General features: G+C 52.5%; 14 protein-coding genes. 7 read left to right on the top strand and 7 right to left on the bottom strand.

The features are described 5' to 3' along the window. Window positions 1-22: 22 nt before the first annotated feature. Genes HV107_RS23635 through HV107_RS23625 form a run of 3 tightly spaced genes read right to left on the bottom strand, consistent with a single transcriptional unit; the run spans window position 23 to window position 3,013 of the window. Window positions 23-1,555 carry an ABC transporter substrate-binding protein gene (locus HV107_RS23635; protein ID WP_182061161.1) on the bottom strand — a complete coding sequence of 511 codons (1,533 nt, stop codon included), beginning with the start codon at window positions 1,553-1,555 and terminating at the stop codon, window positions 23-25. Between the two features lie 15 nt (window positions 1,556-1,570). Further along, a complete protein-coding gene (gene ddpX / locus HV107_RS23630) occupies window positions 1,571-2,146 on the bottom strand; it encodes a D-alanyl-D-alanine dipeptidase (protein ID WP_182061160.1) in 576 nt (191 codons plus the stop codon). Window positions 2,147-2,158: 12 nt separating this feature from the next. After that, entirely contained in the window at window positions 2,159-3,013 is an 855-nt protein-coding gene (locus tag HV107_RS23625; protein ID WP_182061159.1) for a MurR/RpiR family transcriptional regulator, read from the bottom strand. A gap of 266 nt (window positions 3,014-3,279) precedes the next feature. On the opposite strand from HV107_RS23625, the gene HV107_RS23620 reads away from it, so the two are divergent. From HV107_RS23620 to dsbG, 7 genes are all read left to right on the top strand, one after another. Further along, a complete protein-coding gene (locus tag HV107_RS23620) occupies window positions 3,280-4,764 on the top strand; it encodes a carboxylesterase (RefSeq protein WP_182061158.1) in 1,485 nt (494 codons plus the stop codon). 166 nt (window positions 4,765-4,930) lie between these two features. Next, window positions 4,931-6,145 carry a diguanylate phosphodiesterase gene (locus HV107_RS23615; RefSeq protein WP_182061157.1) on the top strand — a complete coding sequence of 405 codons (1,215 nt, stop codon included), beginning with the start codon at window positions 4,931-4,933 and terminating at the stop codon, window positions 6,143-6,145. Between the two features lie 194 nt (window positions 6,146-6,339). Continuing rightward, a complete protein-coding gene (locus tag HV107_RS23610) occupies window positions 6,340-7,890 on the top strand; it encodes a methyl-accepting chemotaxis protein (RefSeq protein WP_182061156.1) in 1,551 nt (516 codons plus the stop codon). A gap of 132 nt (window positions 7,891-8,022) precedes the next feature. Further along, entirely contained in the window at window positions 8,023-8,436 is a 414-nt protein-coding gene (locus tag HV107_RS23605) for a hypothetical protein (RefSeq protein ID WP_182061155.1), read from the top strand. A gap of 5 nt (window positions 8,437-8,441) precedes the next feature. Further along, window positions 8,442-9,002 (top strand): RNA polymerase sigma factor, encoded by a 561-nt coding sequence (locus HV107_RS23600; protein WP_182063580.1) that lies wholly within the window; start codon window positions 8,442-8,444, stop codon window positions 9,000-9,002. A 146-nt stretch (window positions 9,003-9,148) separates the two neighbouring features. Next, window positions 9,149-9,730 (top strand): cytochrome b/b6 domain-containing protein, encoded by a 582-nt coding sequence (locus HV107_RS23595; protein WP_182063579.1) that lies wholly within the window; start codon window positions 9,149-9,151, stop codon window positions 9,728-9,730. Between the two features lie 145 nt (window positions 9,731-9,875). Beyond that, window positions 9,876-10,637 (top strand): thiol:disulfide interchange protein DsbG, encoded by a 762-nt coding sequence (gene dsbG, locus HV107_RS23590; RefSeq protein WP_182061154.1) that lies wholly within the window; start codon window positions 9,876-9,878, stop codon window positions 10,635-10,637. 90 nt (window positions 10,638-10,727) lie between these two features. Here dsbG and HV107_RS23585 read toward each other — a convergent pair whose 3' ends face one another. From HV107_RS23585 to HV107_RS23570, 4 genes are all read right to left on the bottom strand, one after another. After that, window positions 10,728-12,020, bottom strand: coding sequence for a glycoside hydrolase family 10 protein (locus tag HV107_RS23585; RefSeq protein WP_182061153.1), 1,293 nt, complete (start codon window positions 12,018-12,020; stop codon window positions 10,728-10,730). 7 nt (window positions 12,021-12,027) lie between these two features. Further along, window positions 12,028-12,315 (bottom strand): VF530 family DNA-binding protein, encoded by a 288-nt coding sequence (locus tag HV107_RS23580; protein ID WP_182061152.1) that lies wholly within the window; start codon window positions 12,313-12,315, stop codon window positions 12,028-12,030. Between the two features lie 135 nt (window positions 12,316-12,450). Then, a complete protein-coding gene (locus HV107_RS23575) occupies window positions 12,451-15,579 on the bottom strand; it encodes an efflux RND transporter permease subunit (protein ID WP_182061151.1) in 3,129 nt (1,042 codons plus the stop codon). Beyond that, window positions 15,579-16,754, bottom strand: a complete 1,176-nt coding sequence (locus tag HV107_RS23570) for an efflux RND transporter periplasmic adaptor subunit (RefSeq protein ID WP_182061150.1) — start codon at window positions 16,752-16,754, stop codon at window positions 15,579-15,581. The genes HV107_RS23575 and HV107_RS23570 overlap by 1 nt, the downstream gene beginning before the upstream one ends. Window positions 16,755-16,767: the final 13 nt, after the last annotated feature.

Genomic DNA, 16,767 nt, shown 5'->3' with positions numbered 1-16,767 from the left:
TGCTTCTCCCCGGCCCGGACAGTTACTTGCTCATGGTGTCGATGTTGAACACCTGCTCAAGCATCGGGTTAAAGGTGAAGCCTTTCACCTCTTTGTTCATCGCCAGCTGGTAGTTCTTCTGGAACAGATACACATAGGCGGCCTCGTCGATCACAATCTTTTGCGCCTGCTGGTAATCTTTGGTGCGTTCCGCCTGGTCGGTGGTTTTCAGCGCTGCCTGCAACAAGGAATCGACCTCTTTGTTCTCATAGAACGAGCGGTTACCTGGCAGCCCTTTTTTGTCCGACTCAAACCAGTAGTTCATGAACATGTACGGGTCGGCGAAGTCAGGGCTCCAGTTGCCGATAGCAATGTCGTAATCGCCTTTTCCGACGCGGTCACGCATGGTGGCATTAGCCAGTTTTTCCAGTTTGACGTTAATCCCGAGCTTACCGAGGCTGGCCTGGGTGGACAGGGCGATAGGCTCCCAGTTCGGATCGTTATCGGAATAGAGGAAGGTCAGGCTGGCCGGTTTGTCTTTAACCTTCTCCAGCGCGTCTTTGGCTTTGGCTTCATCAAAGCTGTACTGCATGGCAGTTGCGTCAAAGCCCCACATGCCGTCCGGGATTGGGCCGCGCATCTGCTTACCATTCCCGCTAAGGATGCCTTTCACCATGCCCTGATAATCCGTCGCCCAGGAGACAGCACGACGCAGATCCACCTGGTTCAGCGGCGCTTTGCTGTTATTGAGATACAGATAGGTCACGCGCAGAGAGGGGTATTCCGCGACAGCCACTTTGCCTTCCTGCTTCAGGGCGGAAAGCTGATCTACCGGCAGGGAATCGGCGATATCCAGATCGCCGCGAGAAAGTTGCAGGCGACGCGATGCGCTCTCACCGATAATCTTCACTGAGACTCGCTTAAAGTGCGGTTTATTTCCCGGCCAGTGCGGGTTCGGCACCAGCACCAGCTGCTGACCTTTTTGCCAGCTTTTCAGCATAAACGGCCCGGAGCCTGCAGTGTTTTGCGCCAGGAAGCCGCGCGCATCATCGGCGGCATTGGCTTTGAGTACGGCAGGGTTAATGATCGACGCCCCGTCGTTCGCCAGGGTATACAGGAATGGCGCAAACGGCTGACTTAAGGTGAATTTCACGGTGTGCTCATCCACCACATCCACTTTTAAATCTTTCGGGAAGGCTTCAGACGGCCCCTGGCTTAACTTCAGCAGACGCTCAAAGGAGAGCTTGACCGCTTCGGCAGTGACTGGCGTTCCGTCGGAAAATTTTGCGTTATCCGTCAGGGTGAAAGTCCACTCTTTCTGGTCGTCGGAGGCTTTCCAGCCGGTCGACAGATCGCCTTCAATCTCGGTGGTTCCGGGTTTATATTTTACCAGACGCTGATATGACGGATAGGTCACGGTCCAGTCGTTGTTATCAATGGTTACTGCAGGATCGAGCGTTTGCGGGTCGGCAGCCTTACCGATCACCAGCATATCTTTTGGCACTGCAGCCAGCACTGCGGGGGCGCTCATGGCCAGTGTAGCGGCGATCAAAGTGGTCAGAATCGTTGTTTTCATAGCAAAGCTCCAGATTTAAAGGGATGTGTGCGTCAACGGAAAACAGTCAAAACGATCGTCAAGAAGGGGGTAGCTGGCGGCGTTCGGTAGCTCAAAGTGCCACCATTCGCTGCTGATCCCGACAAAGCCGCCGCCAAACATAATGGCGTTGAGCAGCAGTCGGTTACGCTGTGCCTGCGGTGGCACTGAGGGGTGATAGGGGTGTGAGCGGTCGTGCATTTCGTCAAAACCGGCCCCCATATCCAGTACGTTGTCGCGCTCGTCCATCAGGGTGACATCGATGGCGGTACCACGACTGTGATTAGAGCCAATGGCCACATCGACCACATATTCCGGGTCCGGGCATGCGTCCCAGAGTTGCGCCTGAGCCTGCTGTGGCCGGTAGGCGTCGTACACCACCAGTTTCAGCCCGGCGAGCGTGGCGATGCTGATCGCCTTCGCCAGCGCGGTAGTGGCATCGGGATGTAGCAGGCACAAGGCTTCCCGATAGATAGGGTGGCCGGTAATGTTGTCGGCCGTCGCGTATTTGAGATCGATATGCAGCGTGGGGAAGGTTTTCGCCACATCAACCAGTTGACACTCTTCGGGCATAGCTCCGCTCCTTTAGCGTTCGAATTGACCAAACTCTTGTTGTAATTGTCGGTTGACTGCCAGACGCGCCGGGAGCGCATCACCCAGCGCTTCCACCACGCCCGACAGCAGCAGGTTGAACAAACAGCTCACCGGTGCCAGCGAATCCCAGAAATGACCGGTATCGGTTTTCACCTGGAGCAGATCGACAGGATAATCCCGCGCCCACGGGCACCAGATGTCGGTGATAAGCGCCATGGGAATGTTCTTTTCACTCGCCACGCGGCAGTACTGACGGGCGATGGCAGAATAGGCGCGGGTATCGGTGAGCACGATATAGGGGTGCGCAAACCCGGAGTTCAGTGACTCAACCCAGCTGCCGGATAACCCTTCCGAATAGCTGACGCGCGGGCGCAGATATTCCAGATGGCTGAAGAAAGCGTTGGCTATCCCGCGCGTAGACTGGATCCCCAGCACGAATACGGCATCAGCATGGGTTAAACGGTGAACGACCTGTTTAAAGGTGTCACTTTGCGCCAGCTGATAAACCTGGGTAATGGCGTCCACTTCGAGCGATAACGAATGCTGAACGCGGTCAGAGAGCGGGCGCTGCTGTTGCCAGGAGTCGAGGCGATCGTTCATTCCCCAGGGCTGATAAGGATCGCGCAGACTTTTTTTGGCGTCTTCCAGATTGCGATAGCCGAGCTTACGCAGGAAGCGGCCCACGGTGATCCCGCTGGTACCGGTCGCCAGGGCAACGCTTTCCGCTGTTTCGAACGGGATTTGCGCGCCATGCGCCAGCATCCAGCTCGCCACGCGTTTTTCACTTGGCGTGAGCTGGCTGAAGGTCGCTTCAATGCGGCTCATCATCTCTGGTTTTATCGTCATGCCGCCTCGCTGTTAACAGGCTGTCAAACGCCTGGTTGTTGTTACCTGATTAACAATGCACGGCGCGTGCCATGTTCGCATGGCGTGATTTTCCGCCTGCGCTGCAAAGTTAATGCAATATTTGCTTAACCAATGATCAACATTTGTGCAGCGTAGTTCACTTTTGGTGCAGCGAGCGGAGGGCAGGGTATGATTTTGGTGAATACGTCAGTGCCTTCACATTTTTGTTAAGATAAAAGGAATTGTGAAAGGAAAAGGATATCGGCATGGCTAACCTGCCGTGGCGCATCAGTATGCGTCTGATGGTTCTTGCAAAGAAAATTGCGCTGGTGATCGGCGTGGTGCTGATTGTACTGCTCGCGATCCGCATTTATGCTTCGCAAAAAGGGCCGGCACTGCACGTATGGCATACCTGGACTGCAGATGAGATGTCGGTCGCAGAGATTGACCACGCCAGCTTTGCGCAATACCTCACCCGGGAAAACGCCATATTTAGTGACCTGCGCAGTCAGGTGACGGACAAAACCGAGGTGAGCGAACGTACGCCGCTTAACCGTTTTTACCGTCACAGCCTGGTGTGGCCCGGTCAGTTCTCGCCTGACGCTAACCGTTCGTTTGTATTGATGCCCACCGGCAAGCCGCGCGGGGCCGTGGTGCTGCTGCATGGGCTGACGGATTCACCCTATAGCGTCCGGCATCTTGCGGTTGATTACCAGCAGCGGGGATTTGTGGCGGTCGCCCCGCGCCTGCCAGGGCACGGCACTGCGCCGGGCGCGCTCACCGATGTGGAGTGGGAAACCTGGCTTGCCGTGGCGCGTCTTGCGGTGAGGGAGGCGACACGTCTGGCGGGTGATAATGTGCCGCTGCATCTGGTGGGATATTCCAACGGCGGGGCGCTGGCCATGAAATATGCACTCGATAGCCTGGATTCCCCGCAGCTTCGTAAGCCGCAGCAGCTGGTATTACTTTCCCCGATGATCGGCGTCACGGCGTTTGCGCGTTTTGCCGGGCTTGCCGGTTTACCCGCGATGCTCCCGGCATTTGCTAAAGCAGCGTGGCTGAATATCGCCCCGGAGTATAACCCCTATAAATACAATTCATTCCCGGTTAACGCCGCGCGTCAGTCCTGGTTACTGACCCAGGCGCTGCAACAACAGCTCAGCCGCGACGCAAGAGAGAACAGGCTAGTCGCATTACCACCTGTCATGGCATTTCAGTCAGTCATGGATTCAACGGTCAGTACCCGGGCTGTGGTTACCGAGCTATTCGACCAGCTCCCTGCAAACGGCAGCGAACTGGTGATGTTTGATATTAACCAGGCCGCCATTTTCCGTCCGCTGTTCAGGGCATCGTCGTGGACGGCTGTCTCTGAGCTGCTGCCCGCTGCCGTAAGGCGTTACAGTGTCACAATTATTACAAACGCCAGCGCCCACTCGTTCGACACCATTGCCAGAACCACACCAGCCGGAAGCCTGGAAGCACAGGTTGTGCCCTTGACCACACCTTATCCGCAGGATGTGTACTCACTGTCGCATATCGCGGTGCCATTCCCGCCCGATGACTCGCTGTACGGCAGCCGTCCGAAGGTGAAAAACCAGTATGGTATCAGTCTGGGAACCGTTTCGCTGTGGGGGGAGACATCGGTGCTGAGCGTTGGCAAAGATACGCTGATGCGGGTCACATCGAATCCTTTTTATGACTATATGCAGGAGCGGATCGACAGGCTTATTGGTGGGGAAGATACAAAGTAACCAGGCCATAACAGACGACGAAATAAGCAAAGATTTAATCAATTTTACTTATGCTTAACCGGGAAAATCTTAAAACAATTTATAGAAGCAATATAATTAGTCGGCATTTAGAATTTATGCTAAACAAGAGGTTACAGGCGTAAAAATTACATCGGGAACAGTTTCTGTGCTTACTACACTCATTTACCGAAGCCAGTTAAATTCATCCTGTAAATCTACTCAACTTAGCGCTCTGGTAAAGAAAGCCAGACATCGCAATGCGTTGCTGAACATCACCGGGATTTTGCTGTTCAATGGACAGAACATTCTGCAAATTCTGGAAGGCGCGGAAGAGGATGTCGTTAAGCTATTTCATCGGATCCGTGACGATAAACGGCACAATGATGTGGTTGAGTTGATGCGGGACTACGGTCCGCGCAGACGCTTCGAAAATGTCGGTATGTTGCTTTTTGATTTGCGCATTGAATCCCCCAGTGCGGTGCTGGAATCCGTCCTGTATTACAGCAAACTGGAAAACTATCTGGCATCTGATGATCGAGTGTTTAAATTTATCCAGTCGTTTATTACCAGGAAAAAATCCGCACATTCAGGCACAGCGTTAAATGCCGATAAATGGACGCTCGCAAAAGAAAATACCCGTTTTGGCGGGAGTGTTGGCGTGCCGATTGCCAATCAAGTTTGCCAGTTTGCGTTGCAACCCATTGTCGAACCTGGCGAAGGTAAAATCTCCTCACTTGAAGCCCTGATCCGCAGTAATGACGGCGGAAGTCCGGAGCATTTCTTTAAGGCTCTCGATCAGGATAAAGTCTACGAAGTGGACCTACAGACCAAGGCGTATGCGTTCGCGCTGGCCGAAAAAATTGGCATTGGCGGCCATAAAATAGCAGTTAACCTTCTGCCCATGTCGCTGGTGAATGTGCCAGGTGCGGTGGAATTTTTGGTGGATCAAATCAAGCTTCACGGACTCCAGCCCGAGCAGGTGGTTATCGAAGTTACGGAAAACGAGATGATCTCCGGCTTTAATCAGTTTAACAGCGCCATTAAACAACTGCGTGCCGAAGGTATTGGCCTGGCGATTGATGATTTTGGCTCCGGCTATGCCGGGCTTTCTCTGTTGACCCGGTTCCAGCCGGATAAGATCAAGATCGACCGGGAAATTGTCAGCAATATCCATTTAAGTGGCCCGAAGCAGGCGATTGTGAAATCGATTGTCAGCTGCTGTACCGACATGGAAATTTCGCTGGTGGCGGAAGGGATCGAGAAGATAGAAGAGTGGTGCTGGCTAGAGTCTGCCGGTATCCGACGTTTCCAGGGATTCTTGTTTGCGCGGCCTCAGCTTAATGGTGTCGGTGATATCCACTGGCCGCAGATTGCCTGCTAATTCATTAGCCGACAAACAGATTAATTTTGGATACTAAAATAAATGCTTTTCCTGCACGTTTTTATAGATAACAGATTGATATTAAACAGAGTGATGGTCTGGTGACTTTACTTAATAATACAATAATTTTAATTAAATAATGTTATGAATTAGCCGATAACCATAGGTAATGTCTATCCCTAAGGTATCTGCCCATGTCGTTGAAAAAATCATCCCTCTTTATACTGTTCTCCCTGCTGTTTTTCTTTGTAGCCAGCACGTTCACAAGCGTCGGCCTTATCATTAAAAGTAATAACTCGCTGGATGATGTGAACAAAGAAATCCATGTCGTGTTGTCCATTATTGACCCTATCAACCATAGCCGTACTTTGCGTGTAAGGGTTATGGAGTATGTGAAAATGGTGGAAGCAGGGGATTCAGCCGATCAGGCTGAGAAGCTGTCGTCTGTTAAAGCGGCACTGAGCAAAGCCGATAACGCCTTTGCCGCCTTTATGGACGCACCGCGTCTGCAAGATGAAGCCCCACTGGTGAGCGCGTATCAGGAAGCCTGGCAAAACTACCGTAATCAGGGGCTGGAGCCGCTGATTAACGCCGCGCAAGCGCATGATGTGACGAAATTCAACGCACTCATCACCACGGTTTCTCAACTCGACCGTAAATACGAAATCGTGCTTGATCAGGTGCTGTCGGTTCACCAGAAATACGCCAAAAGCCTGAATGAAGATGCGAGCAGTAATTTTGTTTCTGGTCTCTGGCTTATCGCTACATTCGCGATCCTGTTTGTGGCGGTGGTTATTGCGGTCAGCCTGCTGATGAAACGCTTCATTTTTGCGCCAGTAAACCTGGCCCGTGAACACTGTAGTCAGATTGCCGCCGGTGAGCTGACTCACCCTGTCCCGGTGAAAGCCAACTCCAGCAATGAAATTGACAACCTGATGGGCTCGATGGAGCAGATGCGCCTCGCGCTGCTTGATACCATCTCTCAGGTTCGCGACGCCAGCCATACGGTAACTCATGCCGCGCAGGAAATTGCTTCCGGGAATATTGATCTTGCTTCACGTACCGAGCAACAAGCTTCCGCCCTGACACAGACCGCCGCCAGTATGGAAGAACTGAGTGCGACCGTGGCCAATAACACTGAAAACGTGAATCAGGCGGGCAAGCTGGTGCAGGACGCAGTGAAAAACGCCCATACCGGTGAAGCCGTAACGCGTGAAGTTATCGAGACGATGAACACCATTGCGGCCAACTCGAAACGTATTGAAGATATTACCAGCGTCATTAACAGCATCGCATTCCAGACCAACATCCTGGCGCTGAATGCGGCGGTTGAAGCGGCGCGCGCCGGAACGCAGGGGCGCGGATTTGCGGTTGTCGCCAGTGAAGTCCGCACACTTGCCCAGAAGAGTGCGGTTGCTGCGAAAGATATCGAAAGCCTGATCGCCCAGTCGGTCGCCAGCGTTAAGAATGGCGCAGAGCTGGTGCACCGCTCAGGTGACGTGATTGACTCGATTATCACGTCGGTTAATAAAGTAAATACGCTGATGGAGCAGATTTCAGTTGCTTCTGAAGAGCAGAGCCGGGGTATTGGCCAGGTGGGCCAGGCGGTGACCGAGATGGATGGCGTCACGCAGCAAAACGCCGCGCTGGTGCAGGAGTCTGCAGCCGCTGCCGCGTCTCTGGAAGAGCAGGCGCAACATCTGTCGCATAGCATTTCAAGCTTTAGCCTGCCTGCGCGGGCGTAACACTCCTGTCGGGGGGAGCGATCCCCCTGAACACACCCTCAGATATTTTTTCATTTTTTTAGCAATATTCTTCTCGCTCATTCGTCTACCTCATCACAAGCCATAATCAGTTACTGTAATGAGGTAAAAACAATGAGAGATTTTGATATGCACGCAAGAGGTCATGGGCGCGGTTTTGGTCGTCATCGTATGGGTAAAGCCCTGGTGATTGGCGCGGTGTTGTTTGTGGTGCTTGGCCTGCTGGTGATGTCCCTGTGGAACGCGCTTCTGCCTGCCATTCTGGGTGTTAAAGCCATTGGATTCTGGCAGGCGCTGGGATTACTGGTTCTGTGCCGTATTTTGTTTGGTGGCCTTGGTTTCCGCCCCGGGATGTTTGGTGCGCATCGCCGGATGCACGAGCGCTGGATGAACATGACGCCTGAGCAGCGTGAAGCCTTTATCCAGCAACGGCGCGAAGGTTTTGGACGCCACGGTCATTGCGGCTGGCGCGGTCATCGTGAAGATAAACGGGATGACAGTGCGGCAAAAACGCCGGACGCCGAGTGAGTGAGATGAAAACCGGGATGGCAGGCGAATCATTGCTGGTGTCGGCGCTCAATGCCTGTCGTGCACGGTTGAAAGCCTTTATTCGCGGGCGGAGTAGCGTACGCGAGGATTCCGACGATATTGTGCAGGAAGTGACTTACCAGCTGATAAACGTTGAGCAGCCGGTCGAGAATGTCGCCGCGTGGCTGTTTCGCGCGGCGCGTAATGAAATGACCGACCGGGCGCGCAAGAAACGGGAATCACCGCTTTCAGGCTATTTTACGGCAGATGATGATGGGGAATTCGCTGAAGATGAGATTGCAGAAACACTCTTTGGTGTGCCGAACACCCCGGAAGAGGAGTACCTGAAAACGCTGTTGTGGGAAGAACTCGGGCAGGCATTGTCTGAACTGCCGCCGCTTCAGCGAGAGGTATTTGAGAAAACGGAACTTCAGGGCTATAGCATGAAAGCGCTGGCGGATGAGTCGGGTGTCAGTGTGCAGACGCTTTTATCCCGCAAGCATAAAGCCGTGTTGTATCTACGTACCCGTTTGCGGGATATTTATGATGCCCTGACAGGGGAGTGAGGTCGTGGGAAGAAGGGGCTGTCGGGTATGACGATGCCGGTGTTTTCAGGATCATTATTCGTTGTTTAATCCGTTCAGAGGTTAAGGTTTCGTTAATTAACAGGCGCAATACTGATAAGGTTAATCCCTGACAGAAGGGCTGAATGATGAACGAACAATTACGAAATGCACTTCCGCATCAGGACACTCCCTTTTTCCGCATGCTGCATATTATTGTGGCCGTATTGGTCCTGTTGCAGATAGTTAACTCGAACCTTACAGAGCGCGAGGCACTGAGCAGTTTATCGCTGACTGGCATCGTCACATGGTTCCATATTATATCTGGCCTGGCACTGATTGTTCTTGGCGTCATCATGCTTGGCTGGATGTTGAAACAGCGAGGATTTCGTTACTATTTTGCCTGGCTTGCCCTTGATTTTAAGGGGGTAATTGAAGACATCAAAGTGCTTTTCTCATTCCGTCTTCCTGACGCTCATGCCGGCGGAATTGCGGCATTAATTCAGGGGCTTGGCGTGCTGTCACTGCTGGGCGTTGCCATGTGTGGTGGGCTCTGGTTTGTACTTAATACCCTTTACGGGCCGTCATCAGCGCTGACAGAAAGCATGCTGCATTTTCATAAATTTTTGACGGTATTTATTGAGGCTTATTTCTGGGCGCATGGTGCGATGGGGCTGATTCATATATTCCTTATCGTTCGTAGCCAAAGGAAAAATTCCGTTAACGGGTAAAGCCCATCATTAAATTCCGTTCAATTTCAATCTCACACTTCCATTACGGCGGGTTGATTCTGCCGCGCTTTTGCGGAACAGTACGCGCTGGATAACCCTAAGCTAAAGGGGTCTACGGCGGCCCCTGATAATGCCGGAGATGAGAATGAAGAAATTACTGTTACTTTCAGTGCTGGCGGTGTCCGGGCTGGCACACGCAACAGAAGCCGTTCCTGACGTGGTGAAGAACTTCAGTGAGCAGCAGGGTATTAAAATCATAAAGAAAATTGATGCCCCTGGTGGGGCATCTGGCTGGCTGGGGCAATATCAGGACATGGGCGTCACGCTTTTTTTGACCCCAGACGGCAAGCATGTGATATCTGGTTATCTTTATGATGATAAAGGTAAAAACCTGAGCGAAGAGTACTTCCAGAAGGAAATCTACATTCCGCTGGGCAAAGAGATGTGGAAAACGCTCAATGCGGCGCATCCGCTGAAAGAGGGTGCGGATACCGCCCCGCGTAAGGTGTTCGTCTTTGCCGATCCATTCTGTCCGTATTGCAAGACGTTCTGGTCTGAGGCTCAGCCCTGGGTGAAAGCGGGCAAGGTCCAGCTGAATACGCTGCTGGTGGCGTTTCTCAATCCGAACAGTGGGCGTAATGCCTCCGCCATTTTGAATGCGAAAGATCCGGTCAGCGCATGGCGGGACTATGAGCTTTCAGGTGGTAAAACGCTGCCACAAACACACGGCGATACCTCGCACGCAACCTTTAACATCCTGCAACAGCATCAGAAGATCATGGATTCGCTGGGGGCCAATGCCACGCCAGCTATTTATTATCTGAATGCTAAAAACGAACTTCAGCAGGTGGTCGGCATGCCAGACGAAAAACAGCTGCTGGAGATGTTTGGACCAAAACCCCAGTAACGGTCTTAATCCAGAAACCCGTCTTGTCTGTACAGATATTCGGGTGAGCGCAGGTAAACAGGCAGAAACACCAGGTTTCTGCCTGATGGATTAACTTCCCCAGCGGGTCCTGAGGTAGCTGACCGCGTCCTGGGTTTGAGGCTGATTAAGGTAATCTTCCCGGAAAAGGATCGTGCCGCTGACGTTAGGCAGAGATTCGTTCAAATCGAGCTGTTTTTTCAGCTCCGGTACACCGCCATTTACCGTCCAGTCCGGCTCATTTTTAGACGGCTCGCCCACTTTATAGAACGCGATACCAATATACAGGCGCGTATGGGTGGGTTTTACCACCTCAGCCCACCACTTCGTCAGCACGTCATAACGAGCCGCACTGCGGGAGAACGGCCAGTATATCTGTGGTGCGATGTAATCCAGCAAACCTTGCTGTACCCAAAGACGGGTATCAGCGTAAGACTCATCATAAGCGGCGGCTCCACGGGTGTCTGAACCCGCAGGATCGAACGAACGGTTACGCCACACCCCGGCAGGGCTAACGCCAAACGCAACATCCGGTTTCTGCTGCTTGATCGCTTTAGACACCTGCGCAATCAACTGCTGCGTATTGTGCCTGCGCCAGTCTGCCCTGGAAGCAAAACCCTGGCCGTATTGCCGGAAGGTCTGGCTGTCATTCAGGGCGGAACCTGGTGTTTCGGTGTAGAAATAGTCATCGAATTGCACGCCGTCTATCGCGTAGTTGGCGACAACTTCAGTCACCACCGCAGTTATCCAGTCGCGCACTGCCGGGATGCCCGGGTCGAGCACAAAGCGATCGCCGGCTGTTCGGATCCAGTCAGGATGCTGTACAAACACGCTGGCGGGGCTTTGCGATGCGGTTCTGTTAAGCGCAGCGACGGTAGACGGTTTTGTGTTGGTGGATACCCGATACGGGTTAAACCAGGCGTGGACTTTCATCCCGCGTTTATGCGCTTCATCGAGCATAAATTGCAGCGGATCGTATCCTGGGTATTCGCCAATATTGCCGGTCATCATATCGGACCAGGGGAGGATTTTTGATGACCAAAGCGCGGTGCTGTCGGGTTTAACCTGGAAAAACACGGTGTTGATCCCGAGGCTTTTCAGCTTATCCAGCTTGTCTTTAAGCGCCTGCTTTTGCATATCAATGCGTCGGTCTGCGCTGCTGACATTAACCGATGCTACCGGCGGCCAGTCCAGGCGCGAAACGGTGGCCAGCCAGATGCCGCGCATCGGTTCGTTTGCCTGCTGACCCGGTTTACTCACCGGAGGAAGGGGAGTAACGAGTGATTTTGGTGGTTTAGAGGAGCAACTAACAAGTAAAAGTGCGCAGCCAACAAGCGCACCTATCCGTTTTACGTGTAGCGACATTTACGTTTTAGCTCTTAGTAATCCGACTATTTGCCCAAGGGTTAAAGGCGAGAACATCCGGTTCTTCGGTGGCATCATCACTGAGAGAATCGAGATACAGGGCTTCAACTTCTGCGCGCGCCCAGGGCGTTCTGCGCAGAAATTTTAAACTCGATTTGACACTTGGATCGTTTTTAAAACAGTTGATGTTGATGATTTTGCCCAACTCACTCCAGCCATAGCGTGCAACCAGCGCATTGACTTGCATTTCCAGCGTTATGCCGTGCAAAGGATCTTTCGAAGTGTGCTCTGTCATGTTGTCTCATATATACGGGGAGGGGTGAACAATAAAAGGGTACAAGAAAGCAGAGAAAGCGGCAATGAAATGGCGTATGTCACCGACAGAAATAAGGTAGCCGCCGGAGGCTAGACCCTCCGGCGGAAAGATGCGTTACTCAACATCCTCAGTAATACGTTTACCGGTGAAACGGCGTCGTACCACCACGAAGAAGACCGGTACAAAATAGATAGCCAGCAGCGTTGCTGCGACCATCCCACCAATGACGCCAGTACCGACCGCGTTCTGCGCACCCGACCCGGCACCACGCCCTAATGCCAGTGGTAACACTCCCAGAATAAAGGCCAGTGAGGTCATAAGAATAGGCCGCAGGCGCATATGTGCCGCTTCGAGAGTTGCGTCAATCAATCCTTTGCCTTCTTTCATCATCAGGTCGTTGGCAAATTCAACGATCAGGATGGCGTTTTTAGCTGATAGTCCAATGGTCGTCAACAGACCGACAACGAAGTAAACATCATTGTTTAGCCCGCGTAGCGTCGTCGCCAGCAAAGCGCCAAAGACACCTAGCGGAACGACCAGCATAACCGCGAAGGGTATTGACCAGCTTTCATACAGCGCTGCCAGACACAGAAAGACGATAATCAGTGACAGCGCATATAGTGCCGGAGCCTGCTCTCCGCTGAGGCGTTCCTGATAAGACATTCCGGTCCAGTCATGACCAATGCCTTTAGGCAATCTGGATGTCAGTTGCTCCATAAGCGCCATCGCTTCACCTGAACTTCGCCCTGGTGCTGGTTGCCCAAGAATTTCGAGGGATGACAAACCGTTATAACGTTCAAGACGCGGTGAGCCATAAACCCACTGTGCATCAGCAAAACTGGCAAAGGGAACCATCTTGCCGTTGCTTGCGCGGACATACCAGTTGTTCAGATCGTCAGGCATCATGCGCCATGCTGCGTCACTCATCACATAGACTTTTTTAACCCTGCCACGATCCATAAAATCATTCACGTAACTCCCCGCCCAGGCGGTGCTGAGGGTAGTATTGATATCGTCCAGCGATACCCCCAGAGCTGACGCTTTATGCTGATCAATATTTACCCGATATTGTGGTGTATCTTCCAGTCCGTTTGGTCGCACAGCCATCAATACATCAGGGTGCTGCTGAGCCATCTGAAGCAGCATATTTCGCGCTTCCATTAACTTTTCATGTCCGACCCCGGCCTGGTCCGTCAGCTCAAAGTCAAAGCCGGTTGCGTTACCCAGTGCAATAATCGGGGGCAGGTTGAACGCGGCGATCTGGGCATCAATTAGCTTTGAAAAGGCCTGATTAGCTCTTGCCGCAATTGCGTCAACGCTGTTTTCACTTCCCTCACGATTAGACCAGTCTTTCAGGCCGATAAAGGCGATACCGATATTCTGCCCACGACCGGCAAAACCAAAGCCGTTTACAGTCAGTACATTGGCAACGTTTTGTTTTTCCTCATTCAAATACCAGTCATTGATCTGATCCAAAATAAGCTGGGAGCGTTCCTGCGTGGCACCTGCGGGCAGAACAGCCTGTGTTGCCAGGACACCCTGATCTTCAGAAGGAAGAAAGGCCGTTGGCAGACGAGCAAACAAGAAGGCCAGGCCCAGGACAATAACGCCGTAGACGATCAAGTAGCGACCTGTACTGTTCAGCATCCGTGCGATAGCGCGAGAATAATGCGAACTACTGTCCTCGAAGCGGCGGTTAAACCAGCCAAACAATTTGCGCTCTTTTGTGTGCTCGCCGGGTTTAACCGGTTTCAAAAGGGTGGCACAGAGTGCGGGTGTCAGGGTCAGGGCAACCAGTACCGACAGAACCATCGCTGAGACAATGGTGATGGAAAACTGTCTGTAGATAACCCCCGTACTGCCACCGAAAAAGGCCATGGGAACAAAGACTGCCGACAGCACCAGTGCTATCCCGACGAGAGCACCCTGGATCTGTTCCATGGATTTTCGTGTTGCCGCGCGGGGCTTGAGTCCCTCTTCAGCCATCACTCGCTCTACGTTTTCCACCACGACAATTGCGTCATCAACCAGTAAACCAATGGCTAACACCATTCCAAACATTGTCAGGGTGTTAATGGAGTAACCCAGCGCACTGAGGATCCCAAACGTACCCAGCAGAACCACCGGCACGGCAATTGTGGGTATCAACGTCGCCCGGAAGCTTTGCAGGAAGAGATACATGACCAGGAAGACGAGAATAATCGCCTCAAAAAGTGTTTTCACCACTTCATGGATCGAGATGCTGATAAACGGCGTCGTATCATAGGGATAAACAACTTTCAGGCCTTCCGGGTAATAAGGTTCCAGTTCTTTCAGTTTGGCACGAATGGCTTTGGCGGTATCCATCGCATTGGCGCCGCTCGCGAGCTGGATCCCAAGTGCTGATGCTGGCTTACCGTTAATTTTCACCACGAACTGATAGTTTTCGCCTCCGCGTTCAATCTTCGCGACATCGCGTAATTTAACCTGCGATCCATCGTTGTTGACCTTCAGTAAAATATCCCCGAACGCCTCAGGAGAGGAGAGTCGAGTCTGGGCGATTATCGACGCATTGAGTTGCTGGCCCTTAACCGCAGGGGCACCACCTAACTGTCCGGCCGCGATTTGCGCATTCTGCACCTTAATTACATTGGTCACATCAACAGGAGTAAGCTGATAATTATTAAGCTTATTCGGATCAAGCCAGACACGCATGGCATACTGTGAGCCAAACAATGTGGTATCACCTACACCCTCAATACGGCTGATGGGGTCTTTAATTGTGGAGGCCACAAAATCAGCAATGTCTTCCATACTCATGCGCCCGCTTTCGTCTACAAACCCGGGGACAAGGAAAAACGTGCTGGATGATTTCATCACTGTGATCCCTTGTTGCTGCACTTCCTGAGGCAGCAACGGGGTGGCAACTTGCAATTTGTTCTGAACCTGGACCTGGGCGATATCCGGGTCTGTACCATTTTTAAAGGATAAGGTCAGCTGTAGCGTTCCTGAGGAATCACTGGTGGAGGACATATACATCAGGCCATCAAGGCCCGTCATATTCTGTTCAATGACCTGGGTTACGCTATTCTGAAGCGTGGTGGCATCCGCACCCGGGTAATTCACCCGGATCTGCACTGCCGTTGGGGCGACATCAGGATATTGTTCTACGGGTAATCCCAGGATCGCAATGCCCCCGGCAATCATCACAATGATTGCCAGCACCCAGGCGAAAATAGGGCGGTTAATAAAAAATTTAGACATCAGAATGATTCCTGAGAAGACGAACCTGAGGAGATAGCACGCTCATGTGGCGTTACGGTTTCTCCCTCTTTAACGCGCTGGCTACCGGAGACAATGACGCGTTCACCTGCTTCTAAACCGCGGGTGACCTGCCAGCGGTCACCTATGGTTTGAGATACGACCACTGTGCGGCGTTGAACCCTATTTTCGTGGTCGACGACGAGAGCAATCGCATCGCCACGCGGTGTGCGGGAAATGGCCTGCTGAGCAATTAACAGTGCGTTGGGGGTGGTACCTTCATCAAGCCGCGCGCGGACAAACATTCCGGGTAACAGTTGATGTTCCGGGTTAGGAATAATGGCGCGTAACGTGATGGCGCCCGTTGTCTGATCGACGGTGACATCCGAGAACGCCAGCATTCCGCTTAAAGGGTACGGCGTACCGTTTTGCATGAGTAAATGAACCAGGACTTTACCGTTTGCCTGCTTAATCTGGCCATTTGCCAGCGCCTGTTGCAGACGCAAAAAATCTTCGCTGGGCTGGGGGATGTCGACATAAATCGGATCTAACTGCTGTACCGTCGCTAACGCGGTTGCTTGTCCGTTCTGAACAAGAGCCCCTTCAGTTATGCTCGACAGACCAATTTGGCCATCCACAGGCGATGTAACAATGCTGTGTTTAAGGTCTATTTCAGCAGAGCGAAGTGACGCACGGGCAGCTTCAATCGCTGCATGGGATTGCTGAGCGGTAGCCTGAGCCTGATCGAGATCCTGACGACTGACATAATTTTTGCCGCTCAATGCGCGATAGCGAGAGAGCGTAGCCTGGGCGAGTTGTGACTGTGCTGTAGCCTGGTTAACAGCCGCTCTGGCGTTATCCACCGCTGCGCGAAATACCGCGGGGTCGATATGATAAAGCGGCTGACCCGTCCTGATGTCACTTCCCTCTGTAAAATCCCTGGACAACACAATGCCTGACACCTGCGGGCGAATTTCCGCAATGCGTGAGGCCACCGTACGGGCAGGAAGATCGCGTGTCATGGAGAGAGGAGCGGACTTTAGGGTTTCGACAACCACTTCCGGATTCTCATCTTTGCCGGAAGAGGAAACAGCATTATTATCGCACCCAGCTAGCCCCGTAGATAAAGCACAAATGCATAGCATAGCCAGAGGCGTATAAGCCACCGAACTTTTCATAAATGTTGACTCT

Origin of the sequence: Enterobacter sp. RHBSTW-00175 (genome assembly GCF_013927005.1) — a bacterium.
In the GTDB taxonomy this organism is placed as follows: Bacteria; Pseudomonadota; Gammaproteobacteria; order Enterobacterales; family Enterobacteriaceae; genus Enterobacter.
Note: the sequence above shows the minus strand (reverse complement) of the source record. Positions and strands in the feature narration are given on the sequence as shown.